Origin of the sequence: Thermobifida cellulosilytica TB100, assembly GCF_001517975.1 — a bacterium.
GTDB classification, from domain to species: domain Bacteria; phylum Actinomycetota; class Actinomycetes; order Streptosporangiales; family Streptosporangiaceae; genus Thermobifida; species Thermobifida cellulosilytica.
Genome location: NZ_KQ950181.1, coordinates 399,345 through 424,935, shown reverse-complemented (window position 1 = coordinate 424,935; position 25,591 = coordinate 399,345). Strand labels below are relative to the sequence as shown.

General features: G+C 73.4%; 26 protein-coding genes. 12 read left to right on the top strand and 14 right to left on the bottom strand.

From position 1 onward, the window contains the following. Nucleotides 1–26: 26 nt before the first annotated feature. Nucleotides 27–266, bottom strand: coding sequence for a ferredoxin (locus tag AC529_RS08195; protein WP_232306633.1), 240 nt, complete (start codon nt 264–266; stop codon nt 27–29). Nucleotides 267–394: 128 nt separating this feature from the next. On the opposite strand from AC529_RS08195, the gene AC529_RS08190 reads away from it, so the two are divergent. From AC529_RS08190 to AC529_RS08170, 5 genes are all read left to right on the top strand, one after another. After that, nucleotides 395–1,645: a cytochrome P450 gene (locus AC529_RS08190; RefSeq protein ID WP_068755249.1), complete on the top strand. Its 1,251-nt coding sequence runs from the start codon at nt 395–397 to the stop codon at nt 1,643–1,645. A gap of 25 nt (nt 1,646–1,670) precedes the next feature. Then, on the top strand, nt 1,671–2,861 hold the full coding sequence (locus AC529_RS08185) for an NAD(P)/FAD-dependent oxidoreductase (RefSeq protein WP_068755247.1): 1,191 nt from the start codon (nt 1,671–1,673) through the stop codon (nt 2,859–2,861). A gap of 104 nt (nt 2,862–2,965) precedes the next feature. Then, nucleotides 2,966–3,928, top strand: coding sequence for an MSMEG_6728 family protein (locus AC529_RS08180; RefSeq protein ID WP_068755246.1), 963 nt, complete (start codon nt 2,966–2,968; stop codon nt 3,926–3,928). A 113-nt stretch (nt 3,929–4,041) separates the two neighbouring features. After that, the gene (locus tag AC529_RS08175) at nt 4,042–4,563 is read left to right on the top strand and encodes a hypothetical protein (RefSeq protein ID WP_068755244.1); all 522 of its coding nucleotides are present in this window, start codon (nt 4,042–4,044) and stop codon (nt 4,561–4,563) included. Nucleotides 4,564–4,672: 109 nt separating this feature from the next. Then, nucleotides 4,673–6,430, top strand: a complete 1,758-nt coding sequence (locus AC529_RS08170) for a SpoIIE family protein phosphatase (RefSeq protein WP_068755241.1) — start codon at nt 4,673–4,675, stop codon at nt 6,428–6,430. 118 nt (nt 6,431–6,548) lie between these two features. Here AC529_RS08170 and AC529_RS08165 read toward each other — a convergent pair whose 3' ends face one another. Both AC529_RS08165 and AC529_RS08160 read right to left on the bottom strand, forming a co-directional pair. Continuing rightward, entirely contained in the window at nt 6,549–6,995 is a 447-nt protein-coding gene (locus AC529_RS08165; RefSeq protein ID WP_068755239.1) for a winged helix-turn-helix transcriptional regulator, read from the bottom strand. A 45-nt stretch (nt 6,996–7,040) separates the two neighbouring features. Further along, on the bottom strand, nt 7,041–8,204 hold the full coding sequence (locus AC529_RS08160; RefSeq protein ID WP_068755237.1) for a thiolase family protein: 1,164 nt from the start codon (nt 8,202–8,204) through the stop codon (nt 7,041–7,043). Nucleotides 8,205–8,453: 249 nt separating this feature from the next. Between AC529_RS08160 and AC529_RS08155 the strand changes: the two genes are divergently transcribed. After that, entirely contained in the window at nt 8,454–10,859 is a 2,406-nt protein-coding gene (locus AC529_RS08155) for a DEAD/DEAH box helicase (RefSeq protein ID WP_068755236.1), read from the top strand. 27 nt (nt 10,860–10,886) lie between these two features. On the opposite strand, the gene AC529_RS08150 is transcribed toward AC529_RS08155, so the two are convergent. After that, nucleotides 10,887–11,360, bottom strand: coding sequence for an SRPBCC family protein (locus tag AC529_RS08150; protein WP_068755234.1), 474 nt, complete (start codon nt 11,358–11,360; stop codon nt 10,887–10,889). 333 nt (nt 11,361–11,693) lie between these two features. On the opposite strand from AC529_RS08150, the gene AC529_RS08145 reads away from it, so the two are divergent. Both AC529_RS08145 and AC529_RS08140 read left to right on the top strand, forming a co-directional pair. Continuing rightward, nucleotides 11,694–12,089, top strand: coding sequence for a hypothetical protein (locus tag AC529_RS08145; RefSeq protein ID WP_068755232.1), 396 nt, complete (start codon nt 11,694–11,696; stop codon nt 12,087–12,089). Nucleotides 12,090–12,106: 17 nt separating this feature from the next. Further along, nucleotides 12,107–13,024, top strand: a complete 918-nt coding sequence (locus tag AC529_RS08140) for an alpha/beta fold hydrolase (protein WP_068755229.1) — start codon at nt 12,107–12,109, stop codon at nt 13,022–13,024. Between the two features lie 51 nt (nt 13,025–13,075). On the opposite strand, the gene AC529_RS08135 is transcribed toward AC529_RS08140, so the two are convergent. After that, nucleotides 13,076–13,480, bottom strand: a complete 405-nt coding sequence (locus AC529_RS08135) for a DnaJ family domain-containing protein (RefSeq protein ID WP_068755930.1) — start codon at nt 13,478–13,480, stop codon at nt 13,076–13,078. 281 nt (nt 13,481–13,761) lie between these two features. Here AC529_RS08135 and AC529_RS08130 point away from each other — a divergent pair, with 281 nt between their 5' ends. Further along, on the top strand, nt 13,762–14,430 hold the full coding sequence (locus AC529_RS08130; protein WP_068755227.1) for a lytic polysaccharide monooxygenase auxiliary activity family 9 protein: 669 nt from the start codon (nt 13,762–13,764) through the stop codon (nt 14,428–14,430). Between the two features lie 190 nt (nt 14,431–14,620). Here the strand turns inward: AC529_RS08130 and AC529_RS08125 are convergent, their stop codons facing one another. The 5 genes from AC529_RS08125 to AC529_RS08110 all read right to left on the bottom strand — a co-directional run bounded on the left by AC529_RS08125 (nt 14,621) and on the right by AC529_RS08110 (nt 18,298). Next, nucleotides 14,621–15,292 carry a DsbA family oxidoreductase gene (locus AC529_RS08125; protein WP_083948086.1) on the bottom strand — a complete coding sequence of 224 codons (672 nt, stop codon included), beginning with the start codon at nt 15,290–15,292 and terminating at the stop codon, nt 14,621–14,623. Then, entirely contained in the window at nt 15,289–15,435 is a 147-nt protein-coding gene (locus AC529_RS20020; protein WP_157080118.1) for a hypothetical protein, read from the bottom strand. The genes AC529_RS08125 and AC529_RS20020 overlap by 4 nt, the downstream gene beginning before the upstream one ends. A 151-nt stretch (nt 15,436–15,586) precedes the next feature. Next, entirely contained in the window at nt 15,587–16,462 is an 876-nt protein-coding gene (locus tag AC529_RS08120) for an AraC family transcriptional regulator (RefSeq protein ID WP_068755225.1), read from the bottom strand. 135 nt (nt 16,463–16,597) lie between these two features. Next, nucleotides 16,598–17,497, bottom strand: coding sequence for a 2-hydroxy-3-oxopropionate reductase (locus AC529_RS08115; protein WP_332307047.1), 900 nt, complete (start codon nt 17,495–17,497; stop codon nt 16,598–16,600). A gap of 312 nt (nt 17,498–17,809) precedes the next feature. Then, the gene (locus AC529_RS08110) at nt 17,810–18,298 is read right to left on the bottom strand and encodes a YflT domain-containing protein (protein WP_068755925.1); all 489 of its coding nucleotides are present in this window, start codon (nt 18,296–18,298) and stop codon (nt 17,810–17,812) included. Between the two features lie 195 nt (nt 18,299–18,493). On the opposite strand from AC529_RS08110, the gene AC529_RS08105 reads away from it, so the two are divergent. Continuing rightward, the gene (locus tag AC529_RS08105; RefSeq protein ID WP_068755221.1) at nt 18,494–19,762 is read left to right on the top strand and encodes a hemolysin family protein; all 1,269 of its coding nucleotides are present in this window, start codon (nt 18,494–18,496) and stop codon (nt 19,760–19,762) included. A 57-nt stretch (nt 19,763–19,819) separates the two neighbouring features. After that, nucleotides 19,820–20,392, top strand: coding sequence for a 3'-5' exonuclease (locus tag AC529_RS08100; protein WP_068755219.1), 573 nt, complete (start codon nt 19,820–19,822; stop codon nt 20,390–20,392). A gap of 10 nt (nt 20,393–20,402) precedes the next feature. On the opposite strand, the gene AC529_RS08095 is transcribed toward AC529_RS08100, so the two are convergent. Then, entirely contained in the window at nt 20,403–21,110 is a 708-nt protein-coding gene (locus AC529_RS08095; protein WP_068755216.1) for an RraA family protein, read from the bottom strand. Between the two features lie 1,054 nt (nt 21,111–22,164). After that, entirely contained in the window at nt 22,165–22,752 is a 588-nt protein-coding gene (locus AC529_RS08085; RefSeq protein WP_068755212.1) for a TetR/AcrR family transcriptional regulator, read from the bottom strand. A 73-nt stretch (nt 22,753–22,825) separates the two neighbouring features. On the opposite strand from AC529_RS08085, the gene AC529_RS08080 reads away from it, so the two are divergent. Beyond that, nucleotides 22,826–23,956, top strand: coding sequence for an FAD-dependent oxidoreductase (locus AC529_RS08080; RefSeq protein ID WP_068755210.1), 1,131 nt, complete (start codon nt 22,826–22,828; stop codon nt 23,954–23,956). On the opposite strand, the gene AC529_RS08075 is transcribed toward AC529_RS08080, so the two are convergent. Next, complete coding sequence (locus tag AC529_RS08075) at nt 23,934–24,680, bottom strand: TetR/AcrR family transcriptional regulator (RefSeq protein WP_232306632.1); 747 nt, start codon at nt 24,678–24,680, stop codon at nt 23,934–23,936. The two genes, AC529_RS08080 and AC529_RS08075, sit on opposite strands and share 23 nt — an antisense overlap. Nucleotides 24,681–25,042: 362 nt before the next feature. Continuing rightward, nucleotides 25,043–25,573 carry a TetR/AcrR family transcriptional regulator gene (locus AC529_RS08070; protein ID WP_232306631.1) on the bottom strand — a complete coding sequence of 177 codons (531 nt, stop codon included), beginning with the start codon at nt 25,571–25,573 and terminating at the stop codon, nt 25,043–25,045. Nucleotides 25,574–25,591: the final 18 nt, after the last annotated feature.

Below are 25,591 nucleotides of genomic sequence, written 5' to 3'. Positions count from 1 at the left end.
CACGCCCCGCCGCGGAGTCGTGGCCGCTACTCGACGGTGATGGCCCGCTCCGGGCAGGCCTCCGCGCCGTCGCGCGCCGCCGCCTCCAGGTCCGGTCCCACCTCGTCGAGGAGCACCTCGGCGTGCCCGTCCTCCTCGCGCGGTGCGAAGACGTCGGGCGCGGTCATGTAGCACACGCCGTGCCCCTGGCACTGCTTTCCGTCGACTCGGACGCGCATGTTGCCCTCCTCGAAGCCGGAGTTCCTGTCCTCCAGCCGTCTTGACATCGATGATTTTCAGTATAACGATTATCAGTAGGACCGCAATAAAGATCACATGAATACGCGCCTTCGTCACAGACGACAGCCGCCCAGGTCACAACGGACTTCCGCGCACTACAGGAAGGGTATTGAGCATGAGCAACCCCACGCGTTGCCCGGTGATCCACTTCGACCACCACTCACCAGAGCACGCGGCGGACCCGGTCGCCTCGTACCGAGCCCTGCGGCAGTCCCACAAGCGGGGCTGGACCGAGGCTCACGGCGGCTACTGGGTGCTGTCGGACTACCAGAGCGTGTTCGACGCGGCCCGTGACGACGACCTGTTCTCCTCCACCCGCGAGGCGGCCGGCACCGACGGCCTGGCGATCGTCATCCCCCCGACCCCGGTGCACCACCACATCCCCATCGAGGTGGACCCGCCGGAGTTCCGCAAGTACCGCAAGATCGTCAACCGGATCACCGCTCCCTCCGCGGTGGACCGGATGACGGAGATGGTCGAGCGCTACACCGTCGCCTTCGTCGACAGCGTCATCGAGTCCGGCGAGTGCGACTTCACCACGGTCATCGGCGTGCCCGCGATCGTCACCATCGACTGGCTGGGCCTGCCCGTGAAGGACTGGAAGCGCTACGCCGACGCCCACCGCGCCACCCTGGCCGAGCCCCAGGACAGCGAGGCGTTCCGCCACGCCGTCGAGGTGGAGATGCCCGCCCTGGCCCAGCAGATGTGGGACACCATCCGGGCCCGGCGCGAGCAGCCCACCGACGACGTCATCAGCTTCCTGGTCGCCCAGGAGATCGACGGCCGCCCGATCACCGACGACGAGGTCTTCGCCATCGTCGACCTGCTCGTCTCCGGCGGCACCGGCACCACGGCCTCGCTGGTGAGCCAGGCCCTGGTGTGGCTGGCCAAGAACCCCGACGTCCGCCAGGAGCTCATCGACGACCTGAGCCTGCTCGACCGCGCGGTCGAGGAGTTCCTGCGCGTCTTCTCCCCCACCCAGGCGCTGGCCCGGACCGTCACCCGCGACGTGGAGTTCCACGGCTGCCCGATGAAGAAGGGCGACCGGGTCCTGCTGTCGTGGGCCTCGGCCAACCGCGACGAGGAGCAGTTCGAGAACCCCGACACCATCGACATCCGGCGGTGGCCCAACCGCCACGTCGCCTTCGGCATCGGCGTCCACCGGTGCGCGGGCTCCCACCTCGGCCGCCTGATGGCCAAGCGGCTGCTGCAGGAGATCCTCACCCGCATGCCCGACTACACGATCGACTTCGACGCTCTGAAGCACTTCCACGACCAGGGGACCAACGTGGGCTTCCGGAGCATCCCCGCCCGGTTCACCCCCGGCAAGCGCGTGCTCCCCGAGTCCGAAGCCGTCATCGGCTGACCGAACTGACAGGGACGTCCCGAACATGGAACGGATGGTCATCGCGGGCGGCGGCCTGGCCGCGGTCCGGACCTGCGAGCAGCTCCGCTCCCGCGGCTACACGGGCGAGCTGGTCATGCTCTGCGCCGAGCCGCACCCGCCCTACGACCGGCCGCCGCTGTCGAAGGCCGCGCTCACGGAGGAGGAGCACGACTCCACCTTCCCCACCGACTACGCGGAGCTGTCGGTGGACGTGCGTCTCGGCGTCGCCGCCACCGGTCTGGACCCCGCCTCCCGCACGGTGCGGACCAGCGAGGGCGAACTGTCCTACGACACGCTCGTCATCGCCACCGGCGCCTCCCCCGTGCGGCTTCCCGGTCCGGGCCGCCAGTTCACGGTGCGCACCGTGGACGACGCGGTCCGGCTCAGGGCCGAGCTGAAGCCCGGCCAGCGGGTGGTGCTGGTGGGCGCGAGCTGGATCAGCGCCGAGGTCGCCACCGCGGCGCTGCGCCAGGGCTGCTCGGTGACCTGCGTCGAGGCGGGACCGGCGCCGCTGGCCGCCGCGCTGGGGCCGGCGGTGGGCTCCCGCTTCCTGCCCTGGTGGTCGGAGGTGGACCTGCGGCTCGACACGGGGGTCGCGGAGGTCACCGAGACCGGGGTCCGGCTGACCGACGGCGGCCACGTGGACGCCGACGTCGTCGTGGTGGGTGTCGGGGTCCGCCCCGACACCGGCTGGCTGGAGGGCTCCGGCATCGAACTGGACCGGGGCGTGGTGGTCGACGAGCACCTGCGCACCTCGCTGCCGGGGGTCCTCGCCCTCGGCGACGTGGCGGTGCGCTGGTCGCCGCGGTGGAACACCCGGCTGCGCGTCGAGCACTGGGACGACGCCCGGGAGGCGGCGCGCACCGTCGCGGGTGTCGCGCTGCACGACCCGTCCTGCGGGGAGCCGCTGCCCGTGCACGACCCGATCCCCTACTTCTGGAGCGACCAGTTCGGGCACAAGATCCAGTACGTCGGCCACCACGGCCCCGACGACACCCTGGTCGTCCGCGGGGACGGCGGGGAGCGGTGGTCCGCGGCCTGGCTGACCCCCGACGGCCGACTCACCGCCCACCTGAGCATCGACTCGCCGCGCCAGATGGTCGACGCTCGGATGGCCATCCAGGCGGGCGTCCGCCCCGACGAGGCGGCGCTGCGCGACCCCGAGGCGAAACTCGCGCCCTCCCGCGGGAAGTAGCCCCGGACGGTCGGCTCCGCCTCCCGCACCCCTGTACGGAGCCGACCGCCTCCCCCGCGGCCCCTTGCCCGGTGTGCGGTGCACAACCGGGTAGGGGGCTGCGCATGCAGACCTTCCTGCCGCTTCCCACCTTCGCGGCCTGCGCCGCGGCCCTGGACGACCGCCGTCTGGGCAAGCAGCGCGTGGAGACGTTGCAGATCCTGCGCGCCCTGGTGTGGCCCTCCTACGGCTGGCAGCGGCACCCGGCCGTGGCGATGTGGCGGGGCTTCGTCCCGGCGCTGGCGGCCTACGGGGTGGCGGTCTGCGCCGAGTGGCGGCTGCGGGGCCGCGCGGACGCCGTCCTGCCCGCGCTGCTGGAGTTCACCGGGGGCCGCGTGCCGCGGGAGGCGGACCTGGCCGCCCGCGACCTGCTGCCGCCGTGGCTGGGGGACGAGGAGCTGCACCGGTCGCACCGCTCCGCCCTGGTCCGCAAGGACCCCGACCACTACCGGCCGCTCTTCGGCGACGTGCCCGCCGACCTGCCCTACGTGTGGCCGCCGCCGGTCTTTCCCCGCTGGCCGCTGCGGCGCTCCGGGGACGGTCCGCTGCCGCTCGCCGCGGCCCTTGGCCTGCTGGACTGGGCGGACCCGCCGCCGGAGCAGGTGGCGGCGGTGCGCCGCCTGGCCGCCGGAGCCGACGCGACCGTGCCTGTCCCCGATCCGCACGCCCCTGCCGCGGTGGCGCTGCTGGCCGGGCTGTGCACCCCCGGGACGACGCTGTGGCTGGTCCCCGGCAGGCCGCCGCCCGAACCCCCGCCGCACGACCCCGTGGCGGAGGCCGACTTCGGCCGGGCGGTGGGCCGCACCGGCCGCTCGGTGGCCCGGCCGCCCGGCCCGGCGGAGACCGCGGCGACGTCGGAGGAGGCGTCCGCCGAGCCGGAGTTCCGCTTCCGGCGGGTCCTCCCTCCGGGGGAGGCCGCGGCGGCGGTGCCCCCGGGGACCGGACTCGTGGTGGTCGCCGGAGCCGACCTGGCCGCCCCCGGGGCGGAAGTGCCGGTGCTGCGTCTGCTGCCCGCCCCGCCGACCTGAGCGAGGACTTTCCGCTCCCCCCGCGCGAAAGCCGACACGGTGCCGGAGACTGCACCACACAGATACGTTGTGTAACTATACAGTCACCAAACGACATGACATTGGGGGGAGTCATGCGTCGTCTCACGACGATCGTCCTCACCGGGGCGCTGGCCGGTGCTCTGCTGTCCACCAGCGCGTCCACGGCCTCGGCCGACACCGAGAACGCACCGGTGGTCCTGCCGGGCTGTGCGGTGACCTTCGTGCCCGACGGCGGGGACATCGACGTCGCCGAGTGCTTGCAGCCGCTGCGGGAGCACTCCGCGGCCGGCGGCCGCGACCGGGGCCGGGACCACGACGACTGGGACCACGTCTCCTACGTGGTCGTGACCGAGCACGGCCCGTGGGGGTCCCGCGCCGAGCGCCAGGGCTGGCACCTCTACTTCGTCGAGCCCGGCCTGTACTACATCCCGCAGCGGTTCAACGACCAGGCCAGCGCGTGGGGCTCCTACGGGTTCTGCGGCTACTTCCACGTCCACGCCCCGGGCACCCGCCCGGCGGCGTTCTTCCCGAAGAACCGGGCGGGCAACTTCCCGTACGGCAAGGTCGGCAACGACGAGCTGTCCGGGGTCAGCGTCTACGAGCACTGCGGCTAGCGGTCCGGCCGCGGGGCGGGACCGCCCCGCGGCCGCCGGGGTTACCGCACGTCGGCGGGGGCAGTTGGGCAGCGTTGGGGAACGGACCCACCCGCGCGGAGAGTTCCTTATGACGCACCGGACAGAGCACCGCCGACGCCCCGACGGACCGGCCACGGCCGACCCGCTGCTGCTCCCGAAGGTCCTGAGCCGACTGGACGTCGGCGTGTACGTGACCGACGAGCAGGAACGGATCGTCGCGGTCAACCCGCGTGCGGAGGAGCTGCTCGTCCGGCCGGCGGCGTCCCTCGTCGGCCGCAACGCCCACGACCTGCTGCACCGGGGGGCGGGCGGCACCCCGCTGCCGCGCGCCCAGTGCCAGTTGATGAAGGTCTTCCGCAGGGGGAGGGCCGGCCACGGCGGCAGCAAGTGGTTCGTGCGCGGCGACGGGACCCTGCTGCCGGTGGTCTGGCTGATCACCCCGTACCAGTTGGCCGACGGGTCGACCGGGGTGGCGGTGCTGTTCCACGAGCGCGCCGCGGAGCAGTCCAAGGCGCTCGGCTCGGTGGAGTCCGCCGACCACGTGGCGGCGCTGTCGGCCCTCGCCGACAGCCTGTCCCTGATCTCCGCGACCACCACGGTGCTGGCCTCCAACCTGGAGATGGCGGAGACGCTGCGCCGCCTGGTGCGGCTGGTCCTGCCGTACCTGGCCGACTGGGCCGTGGTGGACCTGATCAACGAGGACGGCGACCTGCAGCGGGTCGCCGTGATGCACTACCAGGACGAGCAGCACGTGCGCGTCGAGGAACTGGAGGGCCCGCTGCCATCGGTGTCCCCGCACTCCGTGATGCCGCTGTCGCGGGTGCTGATGGGAGCGCCCGTGACCCGGCTCAGCCCCGACGACTACACCGACCCCCTGGACTCGGACATGGCGGTGGTGCAGCGCAGGCTGTTCGAGGCAACAGGCATGCGCTCGGCGATCGCCGCGCCACTGCGCGGCCGGGGCGACGAGGTGCTGGGCGTGCTGACCCTGGGGCGCTCCGGGCAGCGCCCCGACTTCGACTCCACCGAGATCATGCTGGTCGACGACATCGCGCTCCAGGCGGGACTGGCGCTCGACTACGAGCAGCAGCGCCGGGTCGCCGAGGCGATGCAGCGCTATCTGCTGCCGCAGCTCCCCCGGGTCCCGGGGATGGCTCTGGCGGCGCGCTACCATCCCGCGCCGCACTCCTCCCGGGTCGGCGGCGACTGGTACGACGCGTTCGTGCTGCCCGACGGCACGCTCGCCCTGGTGCTGGGCGACGTCATGGGCCACGACCTGCACTCGGCGGCCCGCATGGCCGAGGTCCGCAGCATGCTGCGCGCGTTCGCCTGGGACTTCGAGTCGCCTCCCGGAGTGATCGTCTCCCGGCTGGACCGGGCGCTGGCCGCCATCGGCGTCCCCACCATGGCCTCCCTGGTGCTCACCCGAATCGACCGGCTCGCGAACGGTTCCTGGCGGTTGCACTGGACCAATGCGGGGCATCCGCCGCCGCTGCTGGTGTCTTCCGACGGCGGGGCCCGCTTCCTCGGCCACGACAGCGACCTGCTGCTGGGCATCGACCCCTCCGCCGGCCGCCACAGCGCCAGTCTCGTGCTGGAGCCGTCGGCCACGGTGGTGCTCTACACCGACGGTCTGGTCGAGTCCCCCTCCCGCCCCATCGACGCGGGCCTGGCCGCGCTGCGCCGCCACGCCGCAGAACTGGCGCGCGGCCCGCTCACGGACCTGTGCCAGGGCCTCATCGAACGCGTCCGCCCCTCCGACAACGACGACGTGGCCCTGCTGGCCCTGCGCGTCGCCGAGGACGGGGGGTCGGCGTCCTCGGGGGAGGGCGTCGGCTCCCGCTGAACGGTCCGCCGCCCTGGTCCGGGGACGGACGCCGAGCGCCCCCGCCGCCTCGGAAAACCGCGCCCCGGCACCGGCCCGGACAGCACGCGGAATCCGCAGTCGGGGCCGATACCGGGGATCAGTCCTGGGCCAGCGCGGGGCCGAACGGCGAGTGGGCGCCGCGCACGGCCGGGCCGCCGCAGTGGGCGCAGACCACCACCGGGTCCAGGACCTCGCCGCAGGAGTGGTGGTAGCGCAGGGGCGGGTTGTCGGGGTTGAGGTGCCGGTCCCCCCACTTCATGAGGGTCAGCAGCACGTCGCACAGCTCCCAGCCGGCGGAGGTGAGGCGGTACTCGTAGCGCGGCGGGTGCTCGTTGTAGAGCCTGCGCCTGATGATGCCGACCGCCTCCAGTTTGCGCAGCCGGGCGGCGAGGATGTCGCGGGAGGCCCCGGTGTGGTACACGATCTGGTCGAAGCGGTGGAAGCCGTGGCTCAGTTCGCGCACGACCAGCAGCGACCAGCGGTCGCCCACCAACTCGAGCGTGTCGGCAACCGAGCACTTGCGGGGGGCCACGCGCTTCGCCATGCTCCCATCTTAGGTCAGCCGCCGCGACCTGCGGCCGGGCCGCGGTCAGAGCAGTTCCAGGATCGTGGCGTTGGCCATTCCCCCGGCCTCGCACATGGTCTGGAGGCCGTAGCGGGCGCCGCGGTCCTCCATCAGGTGGAGCAGGGTGGTCATGATGCGGGCGCCGCTGGCCCCCAGGGGGTGGCCGATCGCGATCGCGCCGCCGCGCACGTTCACCCGCTCCAGGTCGGCGCCGGTCTCGCGCTGCCAGGCCAGCACGACCGAGGCGAAGGCCTCGTTGACCTCGAACAGGTCGATGTCGTCGACGCTCAGTCCGGCTCGGGCCAGGACCTTGCCGGTGGCCGGGGTGATCGCGGTGAGCATGAGCAGCGGGTCGTCGGCGGCCACGGCGAAGCTGTGGAAGCGGGCGCGCGGCCGCAGTCCCAGTCTCCGGGCCACGTCCGAGCCCATGACGAGCAGTGCCGCCGCGCCGTCGTTGATCGGCGAGGCGTTGCCCGCGGTGACGGTCCAGCCGATCTCGGGGAAGCGCTCGGCGAGGGCGGGGTGGTGGTAGGCGGGCCTGAGCCCGGCCAGCGCCTCGGCCGAGGTGGTGGGGCGCACGCTCTCGTCCCACCGGCCGCCCCAGGCGACCTCCCGGTCGAACTCGCCGCGCTGCCAGGCCGCGGTGGCGCGCCGGTGCGACTCCAGGGCGTAGGCGTCCTGCTCCTCGCGGCTGATCTTCCATCGGGCCGCGATCAGTTCGGCGCTGATGCCCTGTCCGACCAGCCCGTCGGGGTAGCGCTCGGCCAGCAGGGCGCCCCGCGGGTCGGCTCCGGGCGGCACGTTGGAGCCCATCGGCACCCGCGACATCGCCTCCACCCCGCAGGCGACCGCGACGTCGTAGGCGCCGCTGATCACCCCCTGGGCCGCGATGTGCGCGGCCTGCTGGGAGGAGCCGCACTGCCGGTCGACGGTGACGGCGGGCACGCTCTCGGGGAACCCGGCGGCCAGGACCGCGGTGCGGGCGATGTTCTGCGCCTGCTCGCCCACCTGGGTCACGCACCCGGCGATGACGTCGTCGATCAGGGCGGGGTCGATCCCGGCCCGCTCCACCAGCGTCTGCAGGGTGCGGGCCAGCAGGTCCACGGGGTGCTCCCCGTGGAGCGCCCCTCCGGGCTTGCCCCTGCCGACCGGGGTGCGGACCGCTTCGACGATCACCGCGTCGCGCATGACAACCTCCCTCGATTGGTTTTTCCAACTCACCAGCCGAACCCGGTTCTCCCCATCCGAGCCCGTGAGTTTGGATTTCCAACTGACTAGGTACGGCGATATTACCGAATCAGATTCGGTTCCACAATCCCCTCGGCGGCGCCGTTTCCGGTTCCCGCCTCCCGTCGGCCGCCGCCGAAGTACCCTGGCCCCTGCACCGCCCGCACCGGGTCCTCTCCCGCCACCGCCCGCCCTGCCACGGAGAAGGGCATGACCGCTCCCCCCGCGCCCCCTCCTCCCCCGCTGTACCCCCCGCCGCCGACCGCACTGGACGCGGCGCGCTCCCGGATCGGCGCGCCCGCGCGGGCGACGATCGCCGCGGCCGAGGAGCTGGTCGGCCGCGCGGAGGCGCTGCCGACGGCGGTGCACCGGCTGCGCGAGGCCGCACGGAACCTGGTCGCCTCCCTCGTCCGCAAGCAGGCCGACGCGCTGCTGTGGCAGCGCCCTCTCGGCGACCTGCGTGCCGTCGCACCCCCGGGCCTGCGGCTCGGTCCGCTGGAACGGGCCGGGCTCACCACGGTCGGCGCCGTGCTGTACTTCCCGGAACCCTCGCTGCTCGCCCTGCCCGGGGTGGGAGCGCTCACCGCCCGGCAGGTCCTCGCCGCGGCACGCCGCGTCGAGGCGCAGACCGTGCGAGGAGTGCGGATCCGGCTGACTCCCGACGACCGCTCCCCCGACTCGACCCGGCTCCTGGCGCTCCTGGCCGCGATCCGCAGTGCCGACCAGGCCGTGGCCGCACTGCGCGACCCCCTCCAGGGCCTCGCCCGACTGTTCGGCCCGCTGCTCGCAGCGGCCAGGCGCGCGACCAGCCGCTGGCGGATGCTCTTTGCACGCCGCGCCACGAAGCAGGCCGCCCTGACCTGTCTGCTCCACCTCGAGGTCCTGCTCGCCTCGCCGTGGGCGCTCCAGCTCCGCTCGGCCCTCGTCCGGGCGGAGCAGTGGTCGGACCCCCGTTTCCACGAGGCGGCGCAGCAGCGGCTGTGGCGGGACTACGAGGCGGACGCGGCCTCGTTCAACGCCCTGCTCTCCACCCTCGGCGGCACGGACCTCCCCGTCGACGAGGCGGCCTACGGACTCGCTCCCGCGCAGCCGCGCCGCGAGGCCGCCGAGGACCGGCCGGGGACCGGCCGACTGCGCCCCTCCCCCGGCAGCGTCACGGCCGTTCCCGTCGACGAGGCGGCCTACGGATTCGTTCCCGAACCGCTGCGCCGGGAGGTCGCCAGGGTCCGGCTGGACACCCGCCTGCTGCGCCCCGGCCTCGTCCTCCGCAACTACCAGGCGTTCGGCGCGCGGTACGCGCTGCGGCAGCGGCGCTGCATGCTCGGCGACGAGATGGGGCTGGGCAAGACCGTGCAGGCCCTCGCGGCCGTCGCCCACCTCGCCGCCCAGGGGCACCGGCACTTCCTGGTGGTGTGCCCCGCCAGCGTGCAGGTCAACTGGATCAAGGAGACCGAGCGGCACACCCTGCTGGCCGCCCACAGCCTGCACGGCCCCCACCGCGAGGCCGCGGGACGGGCCTGGCTGCGCGACGGCGGCGTCGCGGTCACCACCTTCGACACCCTCGGCAGACTGGAGTGCGTGCGGCAGTCCCAGATCGCCCTGCTGGTCGTGGACGAGGCCCACTACGTGAAGAACCCCGCCACCCGGCGCTCCTCGAACGTCCGCGAGGTGGGCGACCGGACGAAGCACGTCCTCTTCCTCACCGGCACCCCCATGCAGAACCGGGTCGAGGAGTTCCGCTCCCTGGTCGGCCACCTGAGCCCTTCCCTGGCACGCCGCCTGGGCGCCGACGGATTCGCCGACGCCCGGGCGTTCCGGCGTGCCGTGGCGTCCGTGTACCTGCGCCGCAACCAGGAGGACGTGCTCACCGAGCTGCCCGACAGGATCGACGTCCCCGCCTGGGTGCACCTCACCTCCGACGACGAGGCCGAGTACCGCCGGGCGGTCGCGGCGGGCCACTTCATGCGCATGCGCCAGAACGGGTTCGGCCTTCCCGGCTCGGCGAAGACGGAGCGGCTGCGCGAGATCCTGGAGGGGGCGTTCGCCGACCGGCGCAAGGTGGTCGTCTTCTCCTACTTCCGCGGGGTCCTCGACAGCCTGTCGCGGCACCTCTTCCCCGGGTGCGGCTCCCACAGCCGGTCGTACCCGGCCGACCTGCGGGTCCTGGGACCGCTGACGGGTTCGGTGCCCGGGGGACGGCGGCAGCAGCTCGTCGACGAGTTCACCGCCCACCCCGGTCCCGCCGTCCTGCTCAGCCAGATCGAGGCCGGCGGGGTGGGGCTCAACATCCAGGCGGCCTCCGTGGTGGTCATCGCCGAACCGCAACTGACGCCGGGGGCCGAGGAGCAGGCGATCGCCCGCGTCCTGCGGATGGGCCAGGTGCGCACGGTCCAGGTGCACCACCTGCTGGCCCGGGGGAGCGTCGACGAGCGGATCCGGGAGCTCCAGGAGCACAAGCGCCTGCTCTTCGACGCGTTCGCGCGCCGCAGCGCCGCCAAGGAGGCGGACGCGCGCGCCGTGGACGCCGGCGAGTACCGGCCGTCCGTACTCGACGATCCGGCCGTTCCGCTGGAGCAGCGGCTCGTCCTGGCCGAACGCCACCGGCTGGGCGTCTGACGGGCGGGCCCGCCTCCGGTGGTCCGCTCAGGTGCTCTCCACCAGAGCGGCGAGGCGGTCCATGCTCTCGCGGGCGCCCTCCTCCATTCCCGACCCGACCATGGCGTCACGCTCGGCCGTCGACGGGAAGACGGAGGTGGCCACGTACCGGGTCCTCCCGCCGCCGACCTCCTCCAGCACGGCGGTCTCCAGCGACACGTGCCCGGGCGCGCCCTCGAACTCGAAGGTCTGCACCATCCGCTCGGGGGCCGCGACGTCGTGGAAGACGCCGTGGAACGCGTACTCCTCGCCCCGGCCGCTGCGGTGGCGCATCCGCCAGGAGCCTCCCGGGCGCGCGTCCATGTGGTCCACGACGGTCTCGAACTCCCCGGGCCCCCACCACCGCGTGAGGAGGTCGGGGTCGGTGAGCGCACGGAACACCGCGCCGCGGGGCGCGTCGAAGACGCGCGTCATGACGATGTCCTGGCGGCCCGGTTCGACGACGATCTCGGTCTCACCCACTGCTCTCCCCCTGTCCTGTGCGGTTCGTCGCGCCGGGGCCTGCCGGTGTCCGGTCCGCTCCGGCGCGTTCTCCGGCGGGGCCGTTCCGCTCTTCCGGCCGTCCGGCCCCGCGGTCGGCGGCGGAAGCCGCGGAAGGCCCCGTCAGGGGTGCTACCCGGTCGGCCGCGGCCCCGCGGCGGTTCGGGCTCCCCGTACAAAACAGGCCCCAAAAATCAGGTGATCCAGGGGCAGGTCACCGTCAAGCGCCGTATATCTGCCCGCTCCGGGGAGAGCACCCGAGGTAGCCCTGCCGCTCGGGGCGCGCACCTGTCCGTCACCCGGGAAGGGACCGCCATGACCACGACGACCGACACGGAGTCCGCCGTCGCGGAGTTCCGCCGCCTCAGCGACTCCGATCCGGAGATCCAGGCCCACGGGAGGTACTTTTCCTGTTCGTTCCTGTGGGACATGGAGGAGAAGACGTTCCTGTTCCGCATGCACCGGGGGAAGATCGAGGAGCTGGTCGTCGATCCCGGGCCGCTGGAGGGCTACGACTTCGCCGTCCGGGCCAGCGCCGACACCTGGCGGGAGTTCGGACGGCCGGTCCCCGCCCCGATGTTCCACGGCATCTGGGCCGCCACCTTCCGGCGCGACATGCGCCTGGAGGGCGACCTGCTGGTGCTCATGCAGAACCTGCGCTGCGTGACCCGGCAGATCGAACTGCTGCGCACCACCGGCCCCCTGGTCTGACCCGGAAGGACACACCCATGCCCACGCAGACAGAGATCTCCCCGGTCACCGGCCACTACGTCACCATCGAGGTCGAGGGAGCGCGCTACCGCGTCTTCTACCTGGAGAACGGCACCGGCCAGCCGCTGGTCTGCCAGCACACCGCCGGATGCCACAACCACCAGTGGATGGGGCTCCTGGAGGACCCGGAGTTCACCCGGGACTACCGGATCATCGCCTACGACCTGGCCCGGCACGGCAAGTCCGACCCGCCGATGAACACGGAGTGGTGGAAGGAGGAGTACCGGCTCACCGCCGACCACTACGTCGCGTTCATCGTGGCCTTCTGCGACGCGCTCGGCCTGGAGGAGCCGATCTTCATGGGCTCCTCCTTCGGCGGCAACGTCGCCCTGCAACTGGCGCTGCGCCACCCCGACCGGTTCAGGGCGGTCATCCCGGTGGAGGCGGCCGACCACTCCCCCGGCTTCTTCCTCGACTGGTGGCAGCACCCGCACGCCAACGCCGCGCAGGTGTGCGCGAGCGGCGTGTGGGACCTGATGGCGCCCCAGTCTCCGGAGCACGACCGCTGGCGCACCTGGTTCTACTACTCCCAGGGGTCCGAGGCGTTCCGGGGCGACCTCTACTTCTACTCGGTCGACCACGACCTGAGGGGCCGCTGCGGGGAGATCGACACCTCGCGCTGCCCGGTGGTCATGCTGACCGGGGCGTACGACTACCTCACCCCGCCCGAGGCCGGCCGGCGCACCGCCGAGCAGATCCCGGGGGCCGAGTTCATCGAGATGACGGAGATCGGGCACTTCCCGATGAGCGAGAACTATCCGAGGTTCGCCGGATACCTGAGGCAGGCGCTGGACCTCGTCGCACGCCGCACCGGGATGGCGGAGGCCTCCGCGCCCCGGCCCAGGAGCCCGGGAGCGCAGGTCCGCCGCCGGTGAGCGCCCGCGGGCGGACCGCCGGGCGGGGCCGCCGCTCTGCCCGGCTCCCGTTCAGCGCGGCCGCCGCTCCTCCCGCCACCTGCGGACGGCCTCGTCCACGTCGTAGGGGAGGAGGGTGAGCGGGGGGCCGGGCAGCGGGCGCCGCATCAGCGCGCGGATCTGGTCGTTGAGGTCCGCCACGATGCGGCGCACCTCGTCCTCCGAGTCCGCCCGCATCGCCTCGGCCATCGCCCGTTCGGCCTCCTTGCGCAGGGCCAGCGCGGGCGGCAGCGCGGAGACGCCCTCGCGCTGGAGCTTGCGCCTGACCCACCACATCTCGTCGTAGGGCCGGTCGATGTCGGGGATCGGCTTGCCCAGTCCGGGCAGGTCGTCGAACTCGCCCCGCTCGATCGCCTCACGGATCTGGCGGTCCACCCACGACTCGAACCGCTCTCCGGACGGTTTGCGCTCGGTCACGCCGTTCTCCCTCCGCTCCCGCACGGCCTCGCCCCACCGGTCTCCCGCCCCGGCGCTCCGACCGTACATCCCGTCGAGCCCTCCGGCTGTTTTCTGGACGTCTGAGCAAAATCTCGGCCTTGTGCGTTACACATCGGCCACGTTCTCCAATGGACCAATCAGGGCATATCCCACCATTTCAGTAACACACTGTTTTTGATCAATCTCTCTGTGTAACATTGCCTTAGCGTGGGAACGCTCCCACGCCCGGAACCCCCACATCCGGAAATTGGAGATCGACCATGCATCGTCATGTTCGCACCGGGAGCTCCCGGTGGACCGTGCGGGCCCTGGCCGTGCTGTTCGCGGCCGTGCTGGGGTTGACCCAGTGGACCGCCCCCGCGGCCGCCCACGGGTCGGTGATCAACCCCGCGACGCGCAACTACGGCTGCTGGCTGCGTTGGGGCAGCGACCACCTCAACCCCAACATGCGGCACGAGGACCCCATGTGCTGGCAGGCGTGGCAGGACAACCCCAACGCCATGTGGAACTGGAACGGCCTGTACCGGGACGGGGTCGGCGGCAACCACCGGGCCGCGCTGCCCGACGGCCAGTTGTGCAGCGGCGGTCTGGCCGAGGGCGGTCGCTACCGCTCCATGGACGCCGTGGGTCCGTGGAAGACCACCGACATCGGCAACACCTTCACGATCCACCTGTACGACCAGGCCAGCCACGGCGCGGACTACTTCGAGGTCTACGTCACCCGCCAGGGCTTCGACCCGACCACCCAGCCGCTGACCTGGGGCAGCCTGGAACTGGTCCACCGGACCGGCCGCTACGCGCCCAGCCAGAACATCCAGTTCACGGTGCACGCGCCCAACCGCAGCGGCCGCCACGTGGTCTTCACCATCTGGAAGGCCTCGCACATGGACCAGACCTACTACCTGTGCAGTGACGTGAACTTCGTCTGATCCGCCGGCCCGGGCCGACACGTCACGGGTCCCGCCGACCTCCGCGTCGGCGGGACCGCGGCCCGGCACCGCTCCCGGGAGAGCCGGCGCCCCGGCGCCGCTCCGGACCGCCGTGCGGGTGAACGGCCCACCCGCACGGCAACCGGACGCGGAACCGCCGGGGCGCCGGTCCGCGTGCGGAGCGGCCCTCTCAGGCCGCGGAGCCGCGCGCGTGCCCGTAGGCGGTGCGCAGCGCCGACAGGAACGTCTCCACGGGCTGGGCCCCCGAGACCGCGAAGGCGCGGTTGAGCACGAAGAACGGCACCCCGCTGATCCCCAGCGCGCGGGCCTCCGCGAGGTCGGCCCTGACGTCCTCGACGTGGTCGTCTCCCCGGAGGGCCCTGCGGGTCTCCTCCTCGGGCAGCCCGATCTCCACGCCCAGCCGGACCAGCGTGTCGACGTCGTCGAGGACCTGCGCCTCGACGAGCTGGGCGCGCAGCAGCCGCTCGTGGGCCGCGTCGCCCAGGCCGCGCGCCTTGGCCAGGTGGGCCAGGCGGTGGGCGTCGACGGTGTTGACCATGGTGGCGCGGTCCAGGCGGTAGTCCAGCCCTTCGCGCGCTGCCAACTCGGTGACCTGCGCGTTCATCCGGCGGATCTGTTCGGGCGAACCGCCGGTCTTCTTCGCCAGCATCTCGGGCACCGGCTGGCGGACGCCCGCGGGGAAGGCGGGGTCGAGCTGGAAGCTGCGCCAGACCACCTCGACCTCGTCGGCGTGCTCGAACTGCTCCAGGGCGCGCTCCAGACGGCGCTTGCCGATGTAGCACCACGGGCACACCACGTCCGACCAGACCTCCACCGTCACGGTGGCCTCCGGGGCGCTCACCGGCACACCCCGTCGGTGCAGGCGGGGGCGTCCGCCCCGCCGAGCAGCGCCAGTCCGGGCACCGCCCGGGGCGCGGCCCCGGCGTCCCCGCGCTCCTCCGGGGGCGCGGGGGGCGGCGCGGGCGCGGGCTGCGGTGTGTCCATGGCGGCCTCACTTACCTGATCCACGGCAAAATCCTCACCATCATCGGGTCGAACATCCGCACCAACGCCCCGTGCGCGCGGGTTCTTCCCGACCCGGACGCCCGGCCGGAAGCGCTGCCGCGGACGGCCCGGCCCGCGGCAGCGGGGTGCGTCAGGCGAGGGTCCGCTCCACGGGGATCCACAGCTCGGCCTCGGCCCGGGCGCCGTCCTCCGACAGCACGGTGCGCAGGATCTCCGGCCCCGGGACGCTCTGGTAGGGGTTGGACGGGAACCACTCGGTGAACACGTCCCGCCACAGGTACTGGATGGCCTGCGGCGCCTCTCCGGAGACCTCGAACACCGCCCAGGTGCCCGCGGGAACGGGCAGCACGTCCATGTCCCCGGGCGCGTCCGCGCCGGTCACCACGCCGTGGTAGTAGTCCAGCTCGGTGCCCTCCGGCGCGTCCAGGCGGGCGGCGGCGAAGTTGTGGACGGCCGCGACGATCCCGCGCGGCTCCTGGTCGGACAGCTCCGCCAGCCTCCGCAGCGTCGCGGCGTCGATGCTGCGCACGAACTCGACGATCGCCGGGTTGTGCCCCTCGTACACCAGGGGCACCCGCGCCTTCCTCCCGACGACCCGGAAGGCGTCCTTCTCCACGATCCGGTACCGCATGTCACGACTCCCTTCGACGACGAGCCGGAAGGACATCCGGGGCTGGGAGCACAGCGCAGCGCCCGTGCGGCGGGCCTCGCCGGGGCCCACTCCGTGCACGGCGCGGAACGCCCGCGCGAACGCCTCGCCCGAGCCGTAGCCGTAGCGGACCGCGATGTCGAGCAGGGTGCGCTCCCCCGCGAGCACCTCGGCCCCGGCCACGGTGAGCCGCCTGCGCCGGATGTACTCCGACAACGGCAGGCCCGCCAGAGCGGAGAACAGCCGCCGCAGGTGGTACTCGGATGTGGCGGCGATCCGCGCCAGCTCGGCGCCGTCGATCGGCTGGTCGAGGTGGCGCTCGATGTACTCCATGACCTGGTTGAGACGGTCCAGCATCCCGGATCTCCCTCCCTTGCGCCACCCACGCTAGGCAGCGGGCCGGCCGCCGCACCCGACCTTTCCCGACCCGGTCCGGTCGGGTCGGCGGCGCCCCCTGCCGTGGCTGGTCCGGCGCCGCGCGGCGCGCCGGGGTCAGTCGCGTCCGGAGAGGCGGGCGACGGTGCGGAAGAGCGCGGAGTGGTCGAGCGCGCCGTCCCCTCCCGCGCGGGCCGCGGCCACGAGCTGGGCGGCGAGCGCGCCGAGGGGGAGGACCACGCCGGCCTCGCGGGCGGCGGAGGTGACGATGCCGAGGTCCTTGTGGTGCAGCTCGAGGCGGAAGCCGGGGTCGAAGGAGCGGTCGATCATCTTGGCCGCCTTGTGCTCCATGATCGCCGAACCCGCCAGCCCGCCGCGGAGGACCTCGACCGCGGTCGCGGCGTCCACGCCGTGGGCCTCCAGGAAGACGAGAGCCTCCGCGAGCAGCGCGAGGTTTCCCGCCACGACGAGCTGGTTGGCGGCCTTAACCGTCTGGCCGGCGCCGCTGGGGCCGACGTGCACGACGGTCCGGCCGACGACGTCGAGCACGGGCCGGGCGGCGGCGAAGTCCTCCTCGGTACCGCCGACCATGATGGACAGCGTGGCGTCGCGGGCTCCCGCCTCGCCTCCGGAGACGGGGGCGTCGACCATGCGCAGCCCTCTGGCGCGGGCCTGTTCGGCGAGGCGGGCGGCGGTGTCGGGGCGGATGGTGGAGAAGTCGATGACGAGGGTGCCGGGGCGGGCGGTCTCGAAGACGCCTCCCCCGCCGGTGAGGACGTCGACGACGTCGGGGGTGTCGGTGACCATCAGCGCGACGACGTCGGCGTCGGCGACGGCCTCGGCGATGCTGGCCGCGGCGGTCCCGCCCGCTTCGACCAGCGGCGCGGCCTTGGCCGCAGTGCGGTTGTAGCCGACCACACGGTGTCCGGCGTTGTGCAGGTGGACGGCCATGGGACTGCCCATGATGCCCAGTCCGATGAAGGCGATGCGGGCCATGTCGCTGCGCTTCCTCTCCACTCGGTCGGTTCGGGGCGCGCGGCGCGCGGCGGCCGAGGGGCACAGCCCGGTGCGGCCGACCGCCGCGCATCCCGTGCTCGGTCCAGTGGACCACGGGCGGACCGCCGGTCGGCGGGCTCCCTCCCCGAAGCACCGGAGGCGCCGGGCGACCGGCCGCACCGGTGGGAACCGTCGGGTGGTCGAGGGCGGATGCGAAGCGCCCCGGAACCGGGCGGCCCCCGTCAGCGGAGCCGACGGGGGCCGCCCCGCCTGCCCGCTTCGCGGGGCCCGCCGGGTACGGACGGCAGCCGTCCCGGCACCGGGACTTTCCGGCTACAGGCCGGCCTCCTGCCGGAAGCGTTCGGCCTGCCCGGCGTGGGTGGCGTCGACGTAGATGTCGTAGCGCTGCGCTTGCAGGGTCTGCACGCTGGAGAAGTCCCGCTGCCCCCGGGTCGCCCAGTGGGCGATGAAGCCGAAGACCGCGCCCCAGACCGCGCCGATGGCCACGCTGACCAGGATCACCCAGAACCACGCCGGGCCGACCGCGAACAGGCCGAACAGCAGGCCGATGAACAGGCCGAACCAGGCGCCGGTCCCGGCTCCGGCCAGGGCGGCCTTGGCCTTGGTCATCCGCCCGGTGACCTGCTCCACGGTGCGCACTCCGTCGCCGATGATGCGCACGTGCTCCACGGGGAAACCCCGGTCGGACATCCGGTCCACCAGGCGCTGGGCCTCGACGTAGGTGGGATAGCTCGCCACCAGCCGCTGTCCCCGCTGGGCGGGGACACCGCCGGAGGGAGCGTCGAACTCGGGACCGTTCATCATCGCCTCCCTGGGCTCGTCCGTCCACGGGACCGCGCGCCGCAGAGGCGCGTCCCGTGCTCCCTGGCACGGCTGCCCGGGGCGGGCCGGTCCAATCGTCCCGTCCCGGTGCCGGGCGGGCCTCGCCGCCGGGTGTTGGGGCGCGGCCCGCCCGGGTAGAGGGGCGGAGAGTTCCTCCGAACGAAGATCGGTGCCATGGACAGCTACGCGCTCCAACTCGGCCTCGTCCTGGTGCTGGTGCTGGTGAACGCGGTCTTCGCGGGCAGCGAGATCGCGCTGGTCACCCTGCGCGAGAGCCAGTTGCGGAAGCTGGCGGGGCGCAGTGCGGGCGGCCGCGCGGTGGCGCGCCTGGCCCGTGACCCCAACCGGTTCCTGGCCACCATCCAGATCGGCATCACCCTGGCGGGGTTCCTGGCCTCGGCGACGGCGGCCGTCTCCCTGGCCCAGCCCCTGGTGGCCCCTCTCGGCGTGCTGCTGGGGGCGGCGGCCGGACCGGCGGCGATCGTGCTGGTCACCGTGGCGCTCACCTTCGTCACCCTGGTCTTCGGCGAGCTGGCCCCCAAGCGCATCGCCATGCAGCGGGCCGAGACCTGGGCGCTGCTGGTGTCCCGGCCGCTGACCCTGGTCTCGGTGGTCTCCCGGCCCGCGGTGTGGCTGCTCAGCGTCTCCACCGACCTGGTGGTGCGGCTCAGCGGCGGCAACCCCGCGGCGACCCGGGAGGAGATGTCGGAGGAGGAGCTGCGCGACATCATCACCACCCGGCCCGGCATGACCCGGGGGCAGCGCACCATCCTCACCGGCGCGTTCGAGATCTCCGAGCGGAGGCTGCGGCAGGTCCTCGTGCCGCGCCGCGACGTCGTCACCGTGCCCGAGTCCGCTTCCGCCGCCGACGCGGCGCGCCTGCTCGCCGAGCACGGGCACTCGCGCGCCCCGGTCGTGGCCGACCGCGACCGCGACACCGTGGTGGGCGTCGTGCACTGGTCGGACCTGCTGCGGGGCGCGGGCAGCGCCGGTGCGGCGGCCCGTCCGCCGCTGCTGCTGCCCGACTCCCTTCCGGTGTCGCTGGCCCTGGAGCGCATGATCGCCGAACGCCAGCAACTGGCGCTGGTCGTGGACGGCACGGGAGCGGTCGACGGCATCGTGAGCCTGGAGGACCTGCTGGAGGAGATCGTCGGCGACATCTACGACGAGACCGACTCCGAGGTGCGCACCGCCGCCCGGCTGCCCGACGGCTCGCTGCGGCTGCCCGGCGCCTTTCCCGTGCACGACCTGCCCGACGTCGGCGTGCACCTCACCGGTGCTCCTCCGGGCGGCTACGTGACCGTGGCGGGGATGCTGCTGGCCCGGCTCGGCCACATCCCGCAGCGGCCGGGCGAGCGGGTGGACCTGGGGTCCTGGACGGCCACGGTCACCGCCGTGTCCGGCCACGCCGTCACCGAGGTGGTGCTGTCCCCGCGCCGGTGACCGGGCGGCGCAAAAACCGGATGCCCTCGGACCGCGGCCCCCGTATGCTGCCGCGCCATGGACAACTCCACGGAACTGCTCAACGTCGTCGACGTCGAGGCCACCTGCTGGGAGGGCAGACCGCCTCCCGGACAGGTCAGCGAGATCATCGAGATCGGACTCACCGTCGTCGACCTGGCTGCGGGCCGGCGCCTGGAACGGCACCGCATCCTGGTCCGCCCGGCCCGCTCCACCGTCAGCGCCTTCTGCACCGAACTGACCGGGCTGACCCAGGAGGAGGTGGACACCGGCGTCAGCTTCGCCGACGCCTGCCGCCTGCTCGCGGCAGAGCACCGGGCCGCCGAACGCCCGTGGGCCAGTTGGGGCGACTACGACCGCAAACAGTTCCTCCGGCAGTGCTCGGCCACGGGCACGCCCTACCCCTTCGGGGGGAGGCACACCAACGCCAAGGCGGTCTTCACCGAGGCCCACGGCCTGCGCCGCAAGCCCGGCATGGCGCAGGCGCTCGCGTTCGCGGGCCTGCCCCTGGAGGACCGCCACCACCGGGGCGAGGACGACGCCTGGAACATCGCCGCACTGGTGCTGCACCTGGTGCAGCGCGGCGCCTGGCCCGACTCCCCGCAGTGGTGACGGCCCCGGGTCACTCCTCGACGGCCCCGCCCACGGCGCGCAGGTGGTCGCGGAAGGTGAAGGAGGGGTCCTCGCCGCGCCGGGCGAGGTAGTCGGCGAAGCGCAACTGTGCGCGCAGCGTGGTGCCCGCGCGGACGCGGTCGGCCTGGCCGCGCTCGGTGTCGCGGATGCCCTCGGCCAGGGTGAGGAGCTGCTCGACGCGGTCGGCGGGGACGAACAGCACGCCGTCCTCGTCCGCCAGGACCAGGTCGGTGCGGTCCACGGTCCACTCCCCCACGGTGGCGCGTGTCAGGGCGTCGGCGGGCCGGGGGTCGAGGCGCAGCGGGCCGGTGGGCAGCGTGCCCAGGCTGAACACCGGCAGTCCGATGGCGCGGATGTCGGCGGTGTCGCGGTGCAGCCCCCAGATCACCACCCCGGCGAGGCCGGCGGCCGCGGCCTCCAGGACGACCAGGTCGCCCACGCAGCTCTCGTCGAGCCGCCCGCCGTTGTCGACCACCAGCACGTCACCGGGGTCGGCCTGCTCGAACGCCTCCAGGAACACGTCCACGCTCCCGGTGTGCCGGGCGGGGACGACCCGTCCGGCGAGGCGGCTGCCGTCGGCCACGGCGCGCAGTCCGGCGGGGCCGCACCGCACCGGCACGCCCGCCCGGATGCACGCGTCCGCCAGGTGGGCGGTGGTCAATGTCGCGAACCTGCGGTTCAACTCCTCGGGTTTCATGTCGGTCCTCTCAGTCGTCCGAACGGGGGGCGGTCGAGGGTCTTCGCGGACCGGCGGCCGGTGGGGTCCGTCTCACGGCATCCGGCGCAACGGTACGGACCAGCCGCCTCGGCAGTGCCGGGCCGGTCGCCGGTCTCAGGGGTGGACGCCGCGGGCGGCCGCCCGGTCTCCGGTCCGGCATGCGAGCCGCTCCCGCCGTGCGCGGACCGGGACGGCATGCCGGGCGGCGACCAGCAGGTGTTCCGCCTCGGTCCTGGCGGCCGCCGGGCAGGCTCGTCGGCGGCCGTCGAGCGGGCACAGCGGCGGGGCGGGCCGGTCCGCCGGCGCTGCGGCCCGGCCGGCCGTCGCCAGCGCGTCGGCCTGCGGGGCGTGGCGCATCCGGTGGGGGAGTCGGCGCCCGGACGCAGCGGGAAGCGGGGTTGGCTCGGCAGGCACGCCTGTCCGGGAGAGGCCCGGGAGCTGCGGTCCGCCGGGCGGCGGTCCGGTGGCACCGCCGCACCCGGCTGAGGAGTGCGCCATCCACCCTCCGACTCTAGTCGGACAGGGCCGGGCGCGCCGACGGATCCGCTGTTCCGCTTCGTTCCTGGGGCGGGACGCCCCGGACCGCCGACCCCGTCGCGCACCGCAGCGGAGGAAGCAGCGGCCCTGCACTCTCCAGCGGACAGGAACCGACCTCAATCGCTCTCCGGGAACGCGGCCTCCGATCGGTTTACCCAGGCCCGAAGCACTCCGTGTCCCGCCGCCCACGGCTTCCTCCTCCCCGGAGCCGACCGGCGTCCGCGGCTTTCCCCCGGGCCGCGCCGGTGCGCGCGTCCCGTTCCCCGCGAGAATTCCCGGGCGCCCCGTTCTTCCCCCGCGGAACCATTCATGAGAATCTCCCGGTTTTTCTCGCCCAAGGAGTTCCGTTCCATAGAAATTCCCGACAACCGGGATAAATCCGCCTGCACTCGGCCGCCCGTGCCGTTCCCCTTCCGAATTCCCGCGGGCGGGGACGCCGCCGGGAAATCGTCGAGCGGCGGGAGGGGAGGCTCGGGAAAAACACCCGCACCTCCGCTCACCGCGGTCGGTCGGCGGCGTCCGGCCGACCGAGCATCCCGTCGAGCAGCTCCCGCAGGCACGTGCGCAGCTCGTCCAGCGTCGGCTCGCTTCCCGCGCCGACGATCGCGTCGAACATGAGGCCCTCGGCGAACGCCACGAGCCGGTGGCCGTGCCGCAGCGGGTCGGGAGAGCCCGCAGCGGCGAGCACGGCGACGGCGGCCTCCCGGAAGCGCTGCCCGGCCCGGTCGTAGATCGCGCGCAGCTCGGGGCGGCGGGTGGCCTCCAGCGCCAGCTCGTAGCGGGCGACGGTGCGCTCCCGGCCCTCGGTCAACTGGAGGTGGGCCAGGCGCGCCATCAGCTCGACGAGCTCCTCGGCCCCCCGGGGCGGGCCCGCCGCCGTCATGGGCGCGAACAGGGCGGCCTCCTGCTCGGTGAGGTGCTCCAGGGCGAGTTCGAGCAGGGCGGCACGGGTGCGGGCCAGGTTGGAGGTGGACCCCGGCGGCAGGCCCGCGGCCTCGTCCACCGCGCGGTGGGTGAGTCCGCGCATCCCCCGTTCGGCCAGCAGCGCGACGGCCGCCTCCGCGATGACTTCGGCTCGCTTCACACCAGGGATACTACAGTTGCAGTGAAACTACGCCTGTAGTAAATTTCACTACAGACGTAGTGAAGGAGGGGGCATGTCCCACGCAGTGGTGATCGGCGGCGGCATCGGCGGCCTGACAGCGGCGCTGGCGTTGCAGCAGCGGGGCTGGGAGGTGGCCGTCTACGAACGCGCCCCGTCGCTGGACCCGATCGGTTCAGGGCTGACCGTGGCCGCCAACGCCCTGAAGGCCCTGGACGTCCTCGGCGTCGGCGACGCGGTGCGCGAGCTGTCGGCCCTCAAGGGGGAGGGCGGGATCCGCAGACAGGACGGGCGCTGGCTGATCCGCACCACCGAGGAGACGGCCGCGGCGCGCTACGGCGACTCGGTGGTGCTGCTGACCCGCGCCGCCCTCGTCGACCTGCTCGCCTCCCGGCTCGCCCCCGGCACACTGCGGCTGGGCACCGCGGTCCACTCGGCCGACCCCGACACCGGACGGGTGGCCACCGGCGCGGGCGAGGTGACCGCCGACCTGGTGGTGGCCGCCGACGGCATCCACTCCGCGATCCACCACTCCCTGTTCCCCGACCACCCCGGCCCCCTCTACTCGGGCGTGACGAGCTGGCGGCTGCTGGTCCCGCGCGATGGCCTGTCCTGCCCGGCCTCCGAGACCTGGGGGCGGGGGCGGGTCTTCGGTGTGGTGCCGCTCGCCGACGGCCTGGCGTACTGCTACGGCACCGACACCGTGCCCGCGGGCGGCCGTGCCGACGACGAGCGATCCGAGCTGCTGCGCCTGTTCGGCGACTGGCACGACCCGATCCCCCGACTGCTCGAGGCCGCCGAGGCGGGGAGCGTGCTGCGCACCGACCTGTACTCGCTGGCCACCCCGCTGCCCGCGTTCCACCGGGGCAGGATCGCGCTGCTCGGCGACGCCGCGCACGCCATGACGCCCTACCTCGGGCAGGGTGCCTGCCAGGCGATCGAGGACGCGGTCGTGCTCGCCCACCTGGCCGACCGGCCGGACGGCCTGGCCGCCTACACCGCCGCCCGCCTGCCCCGCACCACCACGGTGGTCAAGGCGTCCGACTCGGTCTGCCGGATCACGAAGCTGCGCAACCCGCTGGCGGTGCGGCTGCGGGAGGCGGCGATGGCGCTGGGCGGACGGATCAACCCGGATCTGATGCTCACCACCGCGGACGAGATCCTCAGTTGGCGGCCTCCGGCCTGACCGGCCGCTCCGCCGGACCGGTGCCGTCGCCCGGGTCCGGTCCGGCGGAGCGGGCCGTGTCGGCTGCGCTGCCGAGCAGGTAGCGCGCGGCCATCTCGACGAGCTGGCCGACGAAGACGTCGTGGTCCGGAACCGACAGGATGAGGTCCTTCCCGCAGCCGATGCGGGTGACCAGGGCGGAGTAGACGGCGTTGAAGCACACCCGCACGGCCGTCTCCGGGTCGGGGTGGGCGATGTGCGGCCCGGCCGAGAGGAGCAGGCCGACGATCTTCTCGGCGAGCTGGGCGGTGTGGCGGCGGGCCTGCTGGTAGACCCTGGTGTTACCGGCGGGTGAGACGGTCATGAGCGCCCTCAGGAACGCCTCGTGGCGCCGGAGGACGGCAGCGAGCTCGCCGAAGAGCGCCGCGATCAGTTCGGGGGCGTCGAGGCCGGTCCAGTGCTCCTCGTCGTCGAAGACCCTCAGCTCCTCCCAGATCTGGCTGGTCCGGTACTCGTAGACGGCGACGAAGAGGACCTCCTTGCTGGGAGTCCGGTCGTAGATGGCCCGGGGGGCGACTCTGGCCCGCTCGCAGACGGCCGCGATGGTGAACGCCTCGTAGCCGCCCTCCTCGAACAGGGCGACACCGGCGTCCAGGACCCGTGCCCACGCCCTGCGGCTCCGCTCCTGACGCGGCGGTCGGATCACGAACCTGTCGGTGATCGCGTGCGCGTCTGCCTCTTTCACGGTCTCCCCCTCACCCCAAGAACACGGGAAAACCCTACCTTCGCCCCCGCCGCTCATCGGCCATTACGCACCATTCTATTAACCGTAGTTGAAATTTCGCTTTATGGTGCAGAAGACCGATTGTCCGCACGCGGGAAAACGCTCGCCCGCCCCTGTCGGCCATTTCTCCCCGCACCGGTTCCCCGACCCGGACAAAAGACCCCGCCCGTCTGTGGAGCACCAGCGCCCCTCCCGTGCACGGCACGGCAGCCCGCCCAAGAGCCCCGCCGCCGGACGGGTCCGCGGCGGGCGGCAGCGCACCACCGGCAGCCGCCCCGCGCCCCTTCGGCAGGCCCGGAAGGCGATGGGCGTCGAGGCCGCAGTCAGGAGGACAGCGCCCGGCAGGCCGCCTCGACGGCGGCCTGCCGCACCTCGGGCGAGGGGTCGGCCGCGAGGATCGCGGCGTCCTGGAGGCCGCCCGTGGCGACCGTCGCCCGGACCTCGTCCACCGCGGTGGGGTCGGGACCGAGCAGCACACCGTGGACCCGGCCGCGCCAGGCGAAGATCTCGGTGACGAGGCCGAGTTCCTCCAGTGTCCCGATGTCGTTGAGCAGCACCATGAACACGGTGCGGTTGCGGGAGATCGCGTCGAAGTAGTCCCCCAGGAAAGCACGGGGATCCCGTTCGTCGGCCCGTTCGGCCGCGTCGAGCAGCGCCGCGACGTCGTCCAGCAACGGCTGGACCAGCTCCCGCAGCAGGTCGGTCTTGGCCGGGAAGTGGTAGTACAGCGCGGCTTTGGTGATACCGAGGCGATCGGCGATCTCGCGCAGGCTGGTCTTGCCGAACCCCTTCTCCGCGAAGAGTTCCAGGGCGACCGCACGGATCTCCGCCCTGGTGTCGTTGCGCTGCCTCACCACTCCCCCACCTCCTCG

What these genes read in the sequence shown, in the direction of transcription:
- AC529_RS08195 (WP_232306633.1), bottom strand. Translation starts at nt 266, where the DNA reads ATGTCAAGACGGCTGGAGGACAGGAACTCCGGCTTCGAGGAGGGCAAC.
- AC529_RS08190 (WP_068755249.1), top strand. Translation starts at nt 395, where the DNA reads ATGAGCAACCCCACGCGTTGCCCGGTGATCCACTTCGACCACCACTCA.
- AC529_RS08185 (WP_068755247.1), top strand. Translation starts at nt 1,671, where the DNA reads ATGGAACGGATGGTCATCGCGGGCGGCGGCCTGGCCGCGGTCCGGACC.
- AC529_RS08180 (WP_068755246.1), top strand. Translation starts at nt 2,966, where the DNA reads ATGCAGACCTTCCTGCCGCTTCCCACCTTCGCGGCCTGCGCCGCGGCC.
- AC529_RS08175 (WP_068755244.1), top strand. Translation starts at nt 4,042, where the DNA reads ATGCGTCGTCTCACGACGATCGTCCTCACCGGGGCGCTGGCCGGTGCT.
- AC529_RS08170 (WP_068755241.1), top strand. Translation starts at nt 4,673, where the DNA reads ATGACGCACCGGACAGAGCACCGCCGACGCCCCGACGGACCGGCCACG.
- AC529_RS08165 (WP_068755239.1), bottom strand. Translation starts at nt 6,995, where the DNA reads ATGGCGAAGCGCGTGGCCCCCCGCAAGTGCTCGGTTGCCGACACGCTC.
- AC529_RS08160 (WP_068755237.1), bottom strand. Translation starts at nt 8,204, where the DNA reads ATGCGCGACGCGGTGATCGTCGAAGCGGTCCGCACCCCGGTCGGCAGG.
- AC529_RS08155 (WP_068755236.1), top strand. Translation starts at nt 8,454, where the DNA reads ATGACCGCTCCCCCCGCGCCCCCTCCTCCCCCGCTGTACCCCCCGCCG.
- AC529_RS08145 (WP_068755232.1), top strand. Translation starts at nt 11,694, where the DNA reads ATGACCACGACGACCGACACGGAGTCCGCCGTCGCGGAGTTCCGCCGC.
- AC529_RS08140 (WP_068755229.1), top strand. Translation starts at nt 12,107, where the DNA reads ATGCCCACGCAGACAGAGATCTCCCCGGTCACCGGCCACTACGTCACC.
- AC529_RS08130 (WP_068755227.1), top strand. Translation starts at nt 13,762, where the DNA reads ATGCATCGTCATGTTCGCACCGGGAGCTCCCGGTGGACCGTGCGGGCC.
- AC529_RS20020 (WP_157080118.1), bottom strand. Translation starts at nt 15,435, where the DNA reads ATGGACACACCGCAGCCCGCGCCCGCGCCGCCCCCCGCGCCCCCGGAG.
- AC529_RS08120 (WP_068755225.1), bottom strand. Translation starts at nt 16,462, where the DNA reads ATGCTGGACCGTCTCAACCAGGTCATGGAGTACATCGAGCGCCACCTC.
- AC529_RS08110 (WP_068755925.1), bottom strand. Translation starts at nt 18,298, where the DNA reads ATGAACGGTCCCGAGTTCGACGCTCCCTCCGGCGGTGTCCCCGCCCAG.
- AC529_RS08105 (WP_068755221.1), top strand. Translation starts at nt 18,494, where the DNA reads ATGGACAGCTACGCGCTCCAACTCGGCCTCGTCCTGGTGCTGGTGCTG.
- AC529_RS08100 (WP_068755219.1), top strand. Translation starts at nt 19,820, where the DNA reads ATGGACAACTCCACGGAACTGCTCAACGTCGTCGACGTCGAGGCCACC.
- AC529_RS08095 (WP_068755216.1), bottom strand. Translation starts at nt 21,110, where the DNA reads ATGAAACCCGAGGAGTTGAACCGCAGGTTCGCGACATTGACCACCGCC.
- AC529_RS08080 (WP_068755210.1), top strand. Translation starts at nt 22,826, where the DNA reads ATGTCCCACGCAGTGGTGATCGGCGGCGGCATCGGCGGCCTGACAGCG.